Raw genomic sequence first — 13755 nt, 5'->3', positions numbered from 1 at the left:
CTACCCGGTACGACAAACTCGCGATCACCTACCGCGCAGGCGTCACCCTCTGCACCATCCTCACCTGGACACGCCTATTGGGAGACACGCCCTAGGCTCGCAGTGGGTGCAGGCAGTGTGCCCGCAGGACGCCCGCGACGACAGGAGGCAGCGATGCAACTGCGCAGTGATGACCTGGGCGAAGGTGAGGAGATCCCCCTCGTCCATGCCGAGCCCCGGGCCGGTGGCAAGAATCTCGTTCCCCATCTGGCATGGAGCGATCTGCCCCCGGACACGAAGAGCTTGGCTGTGACGGTCTGGGATCCCGACGCGCCGATGGAGGGGGGCTTCTGGCACTGGCTGGCGCTCGACATCCCGGTGGGCACGCACGGTGTCGAGCACGGCGGGGCGCTGCCGCCCCAGACTCGGGAAGTGAACAACGGCTATGGCTACGCTCGCTACGGCGGTCCCTGCCCTCCGCACGGACAGCGGCACCGCTACATCTTCACGCTGTGGGCCCTCGATGTCGGGCATCTGCCGGTGCCGGAGGGGAGCGGGCCCGAAGAGGTGGAGCGGCTCCTCGCGGCCCACCAGCTCGACTCGGCCACGCTGACCCCGGTGTTCACCTCGACCCTGTGAGCCCGGCCACCGGCTGCGCGGCCCTCATCTGCCCGGATGCCCACGAGGACACCGGTGCGCACGGTGCCGAAAGTACGCTGGTGGGCGTGGATTCCTGGATGAGACGACTTTCCTGTCTGCTCAGCGGGGTCGCCTTGCTCGTCACGGGCCTGGGCACCCCCTTCGCCGCCGCCGACGGCGGGTGGTCGGCGAATCCGGTCGCCTCCTCGAAGGCAGCTGACCAGCCCTGTGCCGATCTGTTGTTCGTAGGGGTGCGCGGCTCGGGGGAGCAGCCGCCCTATGGCACCACGCTCAGCGCCGTCGAGCAGCAACTGGCCACCCACACCCAGCAGTCGCGCCCGGATCTCAGCGTTCGCCAGGTCTTCCTCGACTACCCCGCGACCTCGCTGGACCAGCTCAACCTGTCCGCCGTCGAGAACATGGTCCTGCCCAACAGCTCGGCTTCTCCCTCGGCCTACACGAGCTCGGTGGACGCCGGAGTCAGCGAGCTGGAGCGGCTGGCGCACTCCGAAGCCGAGCGCTGCCACGACCAGAAGCTGCTCATCGCCGGATTCAGCCAGGGCGCGGAGGTGACAACCCGGGCGCTCGCCTCGGGTCAGCTCGACGCCAACACGACCGCCGTCGTGCTGCTGGGCAATCCCCTGCACTACGACGGCCAGAACGTCAACGAACTGGATGGGACGGCCGGGAACCGGGCCTATGGATTGGTCGCAGCGCTGCATTTCCTGCGTCAGCAGGCCACCGCCGATCCGCATGCCACCCGCCAGCAGCAGGTTCAATCGCTGCTCACGAGCCTGTTCTCCTTGTACAACGGGACGGTCGACAACGGCACGCTCAATGCGGCCATGAAATCGGCCGGAGCCGATGTCCCCGGGGTCGATGCGCCCATGACGTGGTCGGTCTGCATGAGCGGGGACACCGTTTGTGACTCCGCCGAGGCACTGTCCCGGCTGCTCACCAGCACGTCCACCGTGCAGGAGGAGGAGGACAGGGCGCGCCCGCTGCACTCCTCGTACACCCCGGCGAATCTTCCCAAGACACTGGCTGCCGTGGAAGCGAAGATCGATGCGCTACCCGCCACGGCCACCGGCTCAGCGAGAGGTCCGCTGCCCGGGCGCTCTGCGGCGCCGGTCGTGGGCCTCGCCGTGGCCGCAGCTGTCCTCGCCGGGGCAGTCGTCGCCGTGCTCATCGGGCGCCGTCGACGCTCCGGGCGCGGTTCCCACCAGTGAGCGCGGCCCTCAATCGCGCCCGGCCAGTTCCTCGTCCACCCTTCTGAACTCCTCGCGGCGCACTGCCTGCTCGACCGGATCGGGCACCGGCAGGGAGGCGAGCAGCCGCTTCGTGTACGGATGCTGGGGGTTCCCCAGCACCTGCGCGCCATCGCCCACCTCGACGAGTTCCCCGTGATAGAGCACACCGATCCGGTGGGCCAGCATGTCGATCACTGCCAGGTCATGGCTGATGAACAGGCAGGCGAAGCCGAACTCGGCCTGAAGCTGGCGGAACAGTTCGAGCACGGTCGCCTGCACCGACACGTCGAGCGCCGAGGTCGGTTCGTCGGCGATGAGCAGCTTGGGCCGCATGACGAGGGCTCTGGCGAGCGAGACGCGCTGACGCTGCCCGCCGGACAGCTCATGGGGAAAACGATTCGCGTAGTCAACTGGCAATTGCACGGCCGAAAGCAGATCGCGCACCCGCCGACGGCGATCAGCGGCGCTGGAGCGTGGCTCATGCACCTCCAGCGGCTCGGCGATGCACTGACCGATGGTGAGCTGCGGGTCGAAACTGGTGGCCGGGTCCTGGAAGACGAAGCCGATGTCCTTGCGCAGCGGCTTGAAGGTGCGCTCCCGAAGGTGGCGCATCTCGTAGCCGAAGACCTTGAGGGAGCCGCCGGTGACCTCTTCGAGGCCGACGATGGCCCGCCCGGTGGTCGTCTTGCCCGAGCCGGACTCGCCGACCAGCCCGAAGACCTCGCCGGCCCGGATCGTGAAGTCGATCCCGCGAACGGCCCGGAAGGGCGGCGTGCCCAACCGGCCGGGATAGGTGACCTCGAGTCCTCGCGCCTCGACGATCGCCTCATGGCCGGCCAGCTCCTGGCGGGCGGCATCGCTCAACCCGGCCGAGGCCGAATGCGCGCCGACCCGCGGCACCGCGCCGAGCAGCTTCTTCGTGTAGTCGTCCTCGGGATGGGCGAACAGCTCCTTGGCGAATTTCCGCTCGACGATGACGCCATCGTGCATCACCGCGACCGAGTCGGCGAGGTCGGCGACCACCCCCATATTGTGCGTGATGAGGATGATCGAGGTGCCGAAGCGGTCGCGCACGTCGCGCAGCAGCTGGAGGATCTCGGCCTGCACAGTCACATCGAGAGCCGTGGTGGGCTCATCGGCCACGATGAGCTTGGTGCCCAGAGCCAAGGCCATGGCGATCATGATCCGCTGTTTCTGGCCCCCGCTGAACTCGTGAGGATAGCGGTTGATGCGGTTCTGCGGGTCGGGAATGCCCACCTCGCGCAGCGCCTCGACGGCCCGCTCCTTGAGCTGCTTGGTGCTCAGCTTCGGGTTGTGGGCCCGTAGCCCTTCCCCGAGCTGCCACCAGACCGGGTAGACGGGGTTGAGTGCGCTCGAGGGTTCCTGGAAGATCATCGCGACATCGGCACCGCGCACCCTGCGAAGCTGGGTTGCGCTCATCTGCACGACATCCCGGCCGTTGAGCACCACCGCTCCCGACTCAGTCGCGGTCTCGGGCAGCAGGCCGAGCACGCTGCGCGCCGTCACGGTCTTGCCCGACCCCGATTCGCCGACGATGGCCAGGATCTCGCCGGGGTCGACGAACAGGCTGACGCCACGCACCGCGTCCACATCACCGTGGTCGGTGGCGAAGCTGACGCCGAGGTCTTTGATCTCGAGCAGTGGTTCGCCACCGCCGAAACGATGGACTGCCGACGAGCTCATCGGACCTCCTGTGCGTCAGCGGTCGGCTCATCCCCGCGGGTATCTGCCGACGTGGCCTTCTTCGATGCGCGGCGCCTGCGCAGCCGCGGGTCGTTGAGATCGTTCATGGACTCCCCCACCAAGGTGATGCCGAGCACCGACAAGACAATGGCGACACCGGGAAAGATGGATGTCCACCACAGGCCGCTGGAGACATCGGCCATGGCCCGGTTGAGGTCATATCCCCACTCCGAGGCACTGGTCGGCTCGATGCCGAAGCCCATGAAGCCCAGGCCGGCCAGAGTGAGCACGGCGTCCGAGGCGTTGAGGGTGAAGATCAGTGGGAGAGTACGGGTGGAGTTGCGGAAGATGTGGCCGAAGAGGATACGGCGCACCGGAGCTCCGGTGACTTTGGCTGCCTCGACGAAGGGCTCGGCCTTGAGCCTGATCGTCTCGGCGCGGATCACCCTGAAGTACTGGGGCACGTAGACCACTGTGATCGAGATGGCCGCGCTCATGATGCCGCCGAAGGCGCTCGACTGGCCGCCCGAGATGACAATCGACATGACGATCGCCAGCAGCAGCGAGGGGAAGGCGTAGATCGCGTCGGTGATCATGGTGAGGATCCGGTCGAGCCAGCCGCCCAGATAGCCCGAGACCAAGCCGAGCAGCACACCGAGGACGATCGACATGACCACGGCTGCCAGGATCACCAGAACGGCGGTTCGGGCCCCCCAGATGACCCGGGAGGCGACATCGAAGCCGCTGACCGTGGTGCCGAAGGGGTGTTTGGCCGAGGGCGGTTGCTGGGTGCCGAAGCTCACCCCGTCGGCGCTGGTCTGGGCCCAGGTGTAGGGGGCGAGGAGCGGGGCGAAGATCGCGACGAGCACGAGGATCGAGGTGAGCACCAGCCCGGTGACGAGCATTCCTCGTTGCAGCCCGACGCTGCGCCGCACATCGGCGATGACGGGCAGACGCAGATACCAGGGCTCGCGGCGCGACTCAACGCCCAGCGGAACTGGCTGTGACATCTCAGTACCTCACTCGGGGATCGATGAGCGCAGCGATGACGTCGACGACGAAGTTGGCCAGCGCGACGATCACGGCCAGCATCATGACAATGCCCTGCACCGCCACATAGTCGCGGGAGGTCATGTACTGGGCCAGCATGAAACCCAGGCCCTTCCACTCAAAGGTCGTCTCGGTGAGGACGGCGCCACCCAGCATGAGCGCGATCTGCATGCCCATCACGGTGATGACGGGGATGAGTGCCGGTTTGGTCGCGTGCTTGGTGACCAACCGGGATTCGCTGACCCCACGGGACCGGGCCGACTCGATGTACTGCCGATCGAGCGTGCCGATGAGATTGGTGCGCATGAGTCTGAGGAACACCCCGCCATTGAGCATTCCCAGTGCCAGCGCGGGAAGGATCGCATGGCTGAGGACATCCCCGATGAGGGCGGGACTGCCCAGCCGGATGGCATCGAGCAGATAGAAGGGTGTCGGATTGAGGATCTGCTGCATCTGGACCTCGCCCGAGGCGCTGATCCGGCCCGAGACGGGGAGCCAGCCGAGCTTCACGGAGAAGACGAGCTTGAGCAGCAGGCCCAGGAAGAAGACCGGCGTGGCGTAGGCGAGGATGGCGAACACCCGAAGGACGGCGTCAGGCCACCTGTCTCGGTTCCGCGCAGCCAGCCGCCCCAGCGGGATCCCGATGAGGAAGGTAATGACCAGCGAGTACAGCACCAGCTCCAAGGTGGCCGATCCATAGCTCGTGAGGATCTTGGTGACAGCCTGGTTGTCGCTGTAGGTGGTGCCGAAATCGCCCCGCGCGATGTTGCCGAGATAGTTCAGGTACTGCACGATGATCGGCCGGTCGTAGCCGGCGGCGTGGCGGCGCTCGGCGAGCTGGTCGGGAGTGAGGCGCCCGCCGAGAGCCGCGGTGATCGGATCGCCGGTGATCCTCATGAGGAAGAAGACCGTGGTCACGAGAATGAAGATGGTGGGGAAGATGAGCAGGAAACGGACCAGCAGGTAGCGGTAGAGCCCGTTGCCCCGCCGCCTGCTGCGCGTGCTAGGCGGCGGGACGAGCTGCCCGACGCCGGGCCCGGTGGTCAGAACGCCGTTCTGCGGGCTGCCGGGCCCGCCGGCGCTGTTGATCTCGCTCATATGGCCTCAGCTCAGACCCTTCTGTGGTCTCGATCCTCATGGGGACTTTCGGACGTCTCATTTGCTGAGGACGTTCATCCTCAGCTTGAAGGAGATGTCGATGGCGTTCTCGGCACCCTTGACGGCGGTCGAGGCGATGAGCACCTGCTTGCCCTGCAGCAGCGGGATGGTCGGCAGATCGGCGGTGAGCTTGTCCTGGATCTCCTTGAGGAGTGCCTGGCGCTTCGTCTTGTCCGGCTCGGTCGCCTGGGCGGTGATGGCCTGCGCCACCGCCTCGTTCGAGTAGTGCTGGTGGATGAAGTTGCCTTCGGTGAAGAAGGGGGTGAGGTAGTTGTCGGGATCGGGGAAGTCGGGGAACCAACCCAGCTGGTAGATCGGGTAGACATCGGCCACCCGGTCCTTGTTGTACTGCACCCACTCGGTCGACTTGAGATCGACGGTGAACAGGCCCGAGCTCTCCAGCTGGGACTTCATCGCCGTGTACTCGTCGCTGGAACTCTGCCCGTAGTGATCGGGGTTGTACTGGATGTTCAGGGCAACGGGCGTCGTCACTCCCGCGTCGGCCAGGAACTTCGTGGCCTTGTCCTTGCTTGGCCCGCCATTTCCGTCACCATAGGCGGACTTGAGCGTGGGGCTCGCGCCGAGGAATCCATCGGGCACGTAGGCGAACAGCGGGTTGTACGTTCCCTTGTAGACATTCGTCGATACTGCGCTGCGGTCGAGCAGCGAGGCGATCGCCTGGCGCACTGCCAGCGACTTCGCGGCGCTGGGCTCACTGGTCTTCGCACCGAAGGGCATCGTGTCGAAGTTGAAGACCAGCATCCGCATCTCGCCTCCGGTGCCCTCGTACACCTTGAGCTTGGAGTCGGAGCGCAGGGAGTCGATGTCGGTCGCCGAAAGGCTGCGAGAGGCCACATCGACCTCACCCTGCTGCACGCCGAGCTTGAGGTTCTCGTCTTGCGCGTAGTACTTCATCGTGACGGTCGAGGCCTTGGCAGCACCCAGGACACCCTGGTACCCGTCCCACCTGGCGAAGCTGACGAGCTGGTTCTTCGTGTAGTCCGTGATGCGCAGCGGCCCGGCGAAGGCGTTGGCCTTGACGATCGCGTCATCGTCGAGCAGCTTGTCGGCCGGGAAAGAGTCCTTGTCGACAATCGGTCCGGCTGGGCTGGTGAGCACCTGCGGGAAGGTCTGGTCGTTGGCGACCTTCAGCGTGAAGACCACCGTGAGATCGTCGCTAGTGCTCACCGAGTCGAGATTGGCGAGCAGGCTGGACGGCCCGTTCGGATCGTTGATCTTGATCATGCGGTCGAAGCTGTACTTCACGTCCTCGGAGGTCAGGTCGTGGCCATTGGCGAACTTCAGGCCGCTCTTGAGCTTGACGGTGTACTCCTTGTCGCTCGTGAAGGAGGCCGATTCGGCGATGTCCGGCACCGGAGTGGCGTCGGTAGATCCGGGCTTGGTGTTGAGCAGGAAGGGGAAGCAATTCGAGATGAGCGCGAAGGAGCCGTTGTCGTACTCGCCTGCCGGATCCAGCGCGGTCACCTTGTCGGTGGTGCCGATGAGGACCGCCCCACCACCGGCCGAGCCGGTGTTCGAGGGCGACGATGCGGTCTGCGCGCAACCCGGAAGTGCGACGGCCGCGGCCCCGAGGGCAGCGAACTGCAGCAAGTTGCGTCGAGAGAGGAGTTGCATACCTGGCTCTTCCTGTAGGCCCCGGGCGGGAGCACCGGGATTTCAAGACATTTCGCCCAGTGTTCAGCGCAGCCCATCACCCATCCTCATGTCTCGCGATGTGAGACGGCGTCGTTCATGGCAGGATCCACTCCCCGGCCAGCTCACCGATGCCTTCGACGACCGCCAGCGCGCCGACGACCACCAGCGTCCACGAGGCGAGGACCCTCAGGCTCGGCAGCCACCTCGCCCGGGCGCGCTCGATGATCCGCAGCGCCGTGTCGAAGGCTCCTGCGAAGACGGCAATGCCCAGCGAGATGAGCGCGATCTGGCTCATCACCACCCACAACAGGCAGGCTCCGAACCGCTCCCATCCGCCCGACAGGCCCCCGGCCAGCACGACAAGCCCGTAGAACGCCGGGTCGACGAGTGCCGAGAGGCCCACCCCAAGGCCCACCACCCCAAGGGGCCCCGGTGAGGAGGCGGCATGCCGGGCGCTCCTGTCGCCCGGGGTGACCGGCCGTCTCAACCGCCGGACGGCCCACGTCAGGAGGGCCAGCCCGGCGAGCGTGACGAGCCCGCCCCACACCAGGTGCCCGGGACTGTGCAGCCGATGCAGCAGGCCGATCGCCCAGCGCCCTACGGTGCTCGACAGCGCAAGGGCGAGCACGAGCGTGCTGCCCAGCGTGGACACCAGGAGCACGACGATGGCGCGCCGCCCGGCCCCTAGTGCCATCGCCGCGATGAGCGCCAGCGCGCCGAGCGGATCGAAACCGGCCACCCCCAGTGCGGCCAGGGCCGCCACAGTATCTGTCACTCCACCAGCCTGCCCCCACGCCTTGTGTCCGGACCGCGGACAGCCCTGAAAGAGGCGGCAGGTCGTCCATAACAATGCGTCGTCCATAACAATGGGTTCTCCGCAATGATGTGAATTCCCGGTGGCCCTTGCTCTGCGGGATCTTCCAGTGAGCCGGGCTCCGAGTAGTCACCGTGCTGCCCTCGCAGGGCTGGTGGAGTGCAAGGCTGTGCGCCGGCCACCAGCGCTGTGCTAGTCTGTCCGAGCTGTGTTTGACGCAGTATGCGCGAGTGGCGGAACGGCAGACGCGCTGGCTTCAGGTGCCAGTGCCCGATAAGGGCGTGGAGGTTCAAATCCTCTCTCGCGCACTCCTGGTTCGAGTAGCTCGACCCCATGACAAGGTCTTCGGGACCCTTGTCATGGGGTCTTGTGCCGTGGACTCTGTCGTGTGCCGTGGACTCTCTTGCGATGGAGTCCTTGGTTTTTCGCAGCCGAGCGCTTGGGGGGTACGACTGGCCAGATGGCCCAGACCCCGAAGGATCTCGGACCGATCGAATAAGACCCTGATCACAATACTGACGTCGGCCCGGCAGTGGTTCACGTCACGGACCACGCCGAACACCGGACGCGAGAAGGCCACTTTTCGCCGGGTGCCCAATGGTCGCAAAGTACCCGTAGTTCGGGATCCTTCCCGTCATCGTCACTGTTCATCACCGGCTGCTCCATTGATTGCCTCGTGGCGCCCCGGCTCGGCAGCGAACTCAGGGACGACCCGGTCCACCCGGCGGGATCGGCGAAAGCTCCGATTGCCAGCCCGCGCGAGATGCTCGGGCCACGGTCGATGATCACAGCTCGTGATTTGACGATGCCCGCCCGGACAGCGCCGGACGGGCATCTCGCGAACCGTGAAGGGGGTTCCTGCAATCCACTGTGCCCAGCCGGCTTGTCTCTCTCCCGTGGGGCCGGTATGGATCGGCTGTGAGGCCGATGGCAGCGGACCCATGCGCCGGCCGCGAGCGGCGCCGGCGGCTGCGCCGTGCCAAAAGTGCCCGAAGATGGCTCAATCGCCCGCGCACGCGCGTTTTGCCGCACATTTCGGCAGAAAAGGCTCGCCTGCCGCCCCGGCCAGATCACGCCAAGGCCCCGCCTCACCACTCTCCTGCTAGCGTCCTTCATGTGTGGCTGGCGGTCGCCGCCGCCGCAGGCCGTCAAACCAATGGAGGTGGACATGACGACGTCGAGGACGAAGTCCGCATCGATTGAGCACGCCGGGATCCCGACCCAGCAGACGGGCGCCCACGAGTGGTGGCGCGATGCGGTGATCTACCAGATCTATCCGCGCTCCTTCGCGGACTCGGACGGCGACGGGCTGGGCGATCTCAACGGCATCCGGGCGCACCTCTCGCACATCGTCCGCCTGGGCGTGGACGCGATCTGGCTCAGCCCCTTCTATCCCTCACCCCAGGCCGATGCCGGCTACGACGTTGCCGACTATCAAGATGTCGACCCGAAATTCGGCACCCTCGCCGATTTCGATGCCCTGCTGGAACAGACCCACGCCGCAGGCCTGCGCCTCATCATCGACCTCGTGCCCAATCACACGAGCAGCGAGCATCCCTGGTTCAAGGCCGCCCTGGCGGCCGCACCGGGCAGCCCGCAACGCAACCGCTATCTCTTCCGCGATGGCCGGGGCGCTCAGGGCGAGCTTCCCCCGAACAACTGGCAGTCCACCTTCGGTGGCCCGGCCTGGACCCGGATCGACGACGGCACGGACCGCCCCCAGTGGTATCTGCATCTGTTCGACACCCGCCAGCCGGACCTGAACTGGGAGAATCCCGAGGTCGTCGAGGCATTCCGGGAGGTCTTGCGCTTCTGGCTCGGCCGCGGCGTCGACGGCTTCCGCGTCGACGTGGCCCACGGCCTCATGAAGCAGGACGGGCTGCCCGACAATCCTCCCGAATATGTCGAGGACAGCACCCGTCCCCGCGGCCCGATGTGGGACCAGCCGAGTGTGCACGGCATCTACCGGGACTGGCACAAGGTGCTCCAGGAGTTCGGCGACGAGCGCATTCTCGTGGCCGAGGCATGGGTCTCCGATGCCGAACGCCGCGCCCACTATGTGCGCCGCGACGAGATGCAGCAGGCCTTCAACTTCGGCTTCCTCGTGGCCGGCTGGGACGCGGACGCGATGCGAGCCCAGATCGATGAGGCCCGCGCCGCGAACGGCGCAGTGGGTGCCACCACCACATGGGTGCTGTCCAACCACGACGTGGTCCGTCATGCCACGCGGCTTGCGGCGCCCAGCCCAAGGGCGTGGGCCCACGGCCTGGGACCCGAGGATGTCGCGCCCGACCCGGTGCTCGGGCTGTCCAGGGCCCGGGCTGCCACGCTGTTCATGCTGGCGCTGCCCGGCGGCGCGTACCTCTATCAGGGCGAGGAGCTGGGGCTGCCTGAATACATCGAGCTGCCGGCCGCCGCCCGTCAGGACCCCACCTTCTTCCGCACCGGGGGCGCGCGGCTGGGACGCGACGGCTGCCGCGTTCCGCTGCCCTGGGACTCCACCCTGCCAGGCCTGGGCTTCGGGCCGGGGCCGCACACCTGGCTTCCCCAGCCCGAGTCCTTCGCCGAGCTGGCCGTGAATCGTCAGACCGGGGTTCCCGATTCCACCCTGGAGTTCTACCGGCAGGCTCTGCACCTGAGGCGAGAACGCCATCTGGGGGCCGGCGAGCTGGCGTGGAACACGTCGGCGCCGGGAGTGCTGGACTTCACGAACGGCGTGACGCGAGCAGTCATCAATGCATCGACGCGGCCTGTCGCGTTGCCCGGCGCCCGGTTGCTCATCGCCAGCGACCCGGACGCCCTCACCGAGGGTGCACTGTTGCCGGACAAGGCGGTATGGCTCGGCGTGGGGTGAGTGCCCGGGCGAGCGGACAGTCTCCCCTTCAGGCGATCGTGAAGAAGATGGCGAGCACCAATGATCCGCTCCCCGGCGGGGCGACCGTGCTGGACGGTTCGATGGCTGGCGAACTGGAGCGGCGCGGCGTCGACATGTCGACGCCGCTGTGGTCGGCGATCGCCTTGCGCTGCGCGCCGGATGCCATTGAAGCGGTGCACACCAGCTATCTGCGAGCCGGCGCGGCGATCCTCACGACGAACAGCTACCAGGCCACTGCCCCCGGCTTCGCCTCCCTCGGCCTGTCCGAGCAGGAGGCGAGCGAGCTCATCGCGACGAGCGCCACCCTCGCCCGGCGGGCCATCTGCCTGTGGCGCGCGGCCCACCCGGGACCGCGGCTGTGGGTGGCTGGCAGTATCGGCCCCTACGGCGCCTACCTCGCCGACGGCTCGGAGTACCGCGGCGACTACGCTCTAAGCCCCGCCGACTATCGGGACTTCCATCGTCCCCGGATTGCCGCACTCGCCGGCGGCGGGGTCGACCTGTTCGCCGTGGAAACGCAGCCGAAGCTCGACGAGGCCGGCGCCATCGTCGAGCTCATGGCACGAGAGTTCCCGGGCATCTGGGCGTGGGTCAGCTTCTCGCTGCGCGACGGACGCACGCTCGCCGACGGCACGCCGCTGGCCGCCGCCGCCCAGTGGGCCCGCCAGCAGCCGAACCTCCTGGCGGTGGGGATCAACTGTGTGCCACCCCGGATCGTCGAGCAGGCGCTCGGCGTGCTGGCGGCCGGCACGGACCTCCCGCTCATCTGCTATCCCAATTCCGGGGAAAGCTATGACCCTTCGACCAAGTCCTGGCACACCGGGGGTGAGCATCCCGGCATTGCCGAATTCGTGCCGTCCTGGCGCCGTGCCGGTGCCCGAATCATCGGGGGTTGCTGCCGCACCACGCCGCACGACATCGCCGAGATCGCCCACCGGCTGCGCGCCGAGGGCTGACCACGGGCCCATCAGACTGCCCGATTCGTGCGCAGCGCCCCGGCACTCGCGACGACCACGAGCCCGATGGCGACGCCGGTCCACAGATTGATGGGCTGGCCAAGGATGAGCGCACCCGACAATGCCGCCATGACGGGCTCCAGGCTCATGAGCACCGCGAAGGCGCTGCCCGGCATCCAGTGCAGCACGATCGCCTCGAATGCGTAGGGCAGCGTCGAGCTGAGCAGCGCGACGATCAGCCCGATGAGCAGCACGTGCGCCTCCATCAGCCGCGAGCCACCCGAGATGATCGCATAGGGCGCGGCGGCTAGCGCCCCGACAGCCATTGCAGTGCTCAGCCCGTCGAGGCCGCGCATCGTCGTGGACGCACGCCTGGCCGCAAGGATGTAGCAGGCCCACAGCGCCCCGGCGAGCAGCGCGAAGAACACGCCCTCGGGATTCATCCGCCCGAAGCCGCCACGGTCGAGGATCACGACCCCGGACCCGGCAAGCAGCGCCCACAGCCAGGCCGAAGCGCGCCGCGACAAGGCGACCGACAGGACGAGGGGCCCGAGGAGCTCCAGACAGACCACAGCGCCCAGCGGGATGCGCGCCACCGCCTCGTAGTAGCTGGTGTTCATGGCGGCCAGTGACAGCCCGTACCCGACGACGAGCAGCCACTGCCGGGTGGTGAAGGCGCGCAGCGGGGGCCGGACGGCGATCATGAGGATCAGTGCCGCGAAGAACAACCTCAGCCCCACGGCCCCGGCAGGACCGATGTGGTCAAACAATCCCGCAGCGATCGCCGCGCCGATCTGGGTGGTGGCTTCGCCCAGCACGATGAGCCCGACCCCGGCCCTGCGCAATGCCGAGTGACCGAGGGGCAGGGGATTCACCCGATTCACCCTAGACACCACGGGCCCGGGACCCGCAGCTGCGAGCTCACAGCCACACCAGCGCCAGCCCCAGCAGGACGAAGACCACACCGAGCACGGTGTCGATCCAGCGCCGGGCACGCCGGTAGCCGGTCACCACCGACGATGAGCCCGCCGCCGTGGCGCACAGCGTGAACCAGCAGACCGTGATCGCGACCAGCACACCGGCCGCCAGCAGCTTCGTCCAGGCGCTCGCCCCGGCGGGAAAGACCGTGACGAACAGCGCGCCGAAGAAGACCAGTGCCTTGGGGTTCGAGAGGTTCGTGAGAAGGCCGAGCCGGTAGGCGGACCAGACGGATCGGGAGGCTCCCGCTCTCGGTGCAGGTCCCCAGGCTCCGGTGCCTGGCGTCGCCGATTCGCCCTGGTCGCGGTGCATCGACCACAACACGCTCACGCCGTAGACCACCAGGAAGCCGGCCCCCAGATATCTCATCACCGCATAGATCCCCGGGTGCACGCGCAACATGGCGTCCAGCCCAGCGAGCGTCAGGACGAGCCAGCAGGTCACGCCCGAGCTGACGCCCAACGCCACCCACCGGGCGTCCCGGCGCCCGAAGATGGCTCCCGAGCGCAGCACCGCCAGAAAGTCCGGGCCGGGCGAGATCATCGACAAGGTCCATGTGACGAGCAGGCCCGTCCATGCAGTGAGATCCATCGGGCCTCCCGGAATGCCCCACCGGTCAGCCCGGCGCGAATGCCCCAAGCTTCCCATCCTTGCCGTGCCCGGCGAAGTCACCACCGAGCACGGCAGGGTTCTGGC

11 protein-coding genes and 1 tRNA gene are annotated in these 13755 nt (G+C 67.4%); 5 read left to right on the top strand and 7 right to left on the bottom strand.

Features of this window, described 5'->3' with window-relative positions; all coding sequences use genetic code 11:
- Positions 1–153: 153 nt before the first annotated feature.
- The gene (locus BMX93_RS08900; RefSeq protein ID WP_091970206.1) at positions 154–618 is read left to right on the top strand and encodes a YbhB/YbcL family Raf kinase inhibitor-like protein; all 465 of its coding nucleotides are present in this window, start codon (positions 154–156) and stop codon (positions 616–618) included.
- Positions 615–1847 (top strand): cutinase family protein, encoded by a 1233-nt coding sequence (locus BMX93_RS08895; RefSeq protein WP_091970204.1) that lies wholly within the window; start codon positions 615–617, stop codon positions 1845–1847. Before BMX93_RS08900 ends, BMX93_RS08895 begins: the two co-directional genes overlap by 4 nt.
- Before the next feature lie 9 nt (positions 1848–1856).
- Here BMX93_RS08895 and BMX93_RS08890 read toward each other — a convergent pair whose 3' ends face one another.
- The 5 genes from BMX93_RS08890 to BMX93_RS08870 all read right to left on the bottom strand — a co-directional run bounded on the left by BMX93_RS08890 (position 1857) and on the right by BMX93_RS08870 (position 8211).
- The gene (locus BMX93_RS08890) at positions 1857–3572 is read right to left on the bottom strand and encodes a dipeptide ABC transporter ATP-binding protein (RefSeq protein WP_091970203.1); all 1716 of its coding nucleotides are present in this window, start codon (positions 3570–3572) and stop codon (positions 1857–1859) included.
- On the bottom strand, positions 3569–4582 hold the full coding sequence (locus BMX93_RS08885) for an ABC transporter permease (protein ID WP_091970202.1): 1014 nt from the start codon (positions 4580–4582) through the stop codon (positions 3569–3571). The genes BMX93_RS08890 and BMX93_RS08885 overlap by 4 nt, the downstream gene beginning before the upstream one ends.
- A 1-nt stretch (position 4583) precedes the next feature.
- On the bottom strand, positions 4584–5720 hold the full coding sequence (locus BMX93_RS08880) for an ABC transporter permease (protein ID WP_091970200.1): 1137 nt from the start codon (positions 5718–5720) through the stop codon (positions 4584–4586).
- Between the two features lie 57 nt (positions 5721–5777).
- Positions 5778–7415 (bottom strand): ABC transporter substrate-binding protein, encoded by a 1638-nt coding sequence (locus tag BMX93_RS08875; RefSeq protein WP_091970198.1) that lies wholly within the window; start codon positions 7413–7415, stop codon positions 5778–5780.
- A gap of 115 nt (positions 7416–7530) precedes the next feature.
- Positions 7531–8211, bottom strand: a complete 681-nt coding sequence (locus tag BMX93_RS08870; RefSeq protein ID WP_143052865.1) for a hypothetical protein — start codon at positions 8209–8211, stop codon at positions 7531–7533.
- A 263-nt stretch (positions 8212–8474) separates the two neighbouring features.
- Here BMX93_RS08870 and BMX93_RS08865 point away from each other — a divergent pair.
- From BMX93_RS08865 to mmuM, 3 genes are all read left to right on the top strand, one after another.
- A tRNA-Leu gene (locus tag BMX93_RS08865) sits at positions 8475–8558 on the top strand.
- A gap of 860 nt (positions 8559–9418) precedes the next feature.
- Positions 9419–11104, top strand: coding sequence for a glycoside hydrolase family 13 protein (locus BMX93_RS08860; protein WP_091970194.1), 1686 nt, complete (start codon positions 9419–9421; stop codon positions 11102–11104).
- A gap of 47 nt (positions 11105–11151) precedes the next feature.
- Positions 11152–12081 carry a homocysteine S-methyltransferase gene (gene mmuM / locus BMX93_RS08855; RefSeq protein ID WP_091970213.1) on the top strand — a complete coding sequence of 310 codons (930 nt, stop codon included), beginning with the start codon at positions 11152–11154 and terminating at the stop codon, positions 12079–12081.
- A gap of 11 nt (positions 12082–12092) precedes the next feature.
- Here the strand turns inward: mmuM and BMX93_RS08850 are convergent, their stop codons facing one another.
- A complete protein-coding gene (locus tag BMX93_RS08850; protein WP_091970192.1) occupies positions 12093–12956 on the bottom strand; it encodes an EamA family transporter in 864 nt (287 codons plus the stop codon).
- Positions 12957–13002: 46 nt separating this feature from the next.
- The gene (locus tag BMX93_RS08845) at positions 13003–13650 is read right to left on the bottom strand and encodes a LysE family translocator (protein ID WP_177170151.1); all 648 of its coding nucleotides are present in this window, start codon (positions 13648–13650) and stop codon (positions 13003–13005) included.
- Positions 13651–13755: the final 105 nt, after the last annotated feature.

The sequence above is a fragment of the Propionibacterium cyclohexanicum genome, from assembly GCF_900111365.1.
GTDB lineage: Bacteria > Actinomycetota > Actinomycetes > Propionibacteriales > Propionibacteriaceae > Propionibacterium > Propionibacterium cyclohexanicum.
Note: the sequence above shows the minus strand (reverse complement) of the source record. Positions and strands in the feature narration are given on the sequence as shown.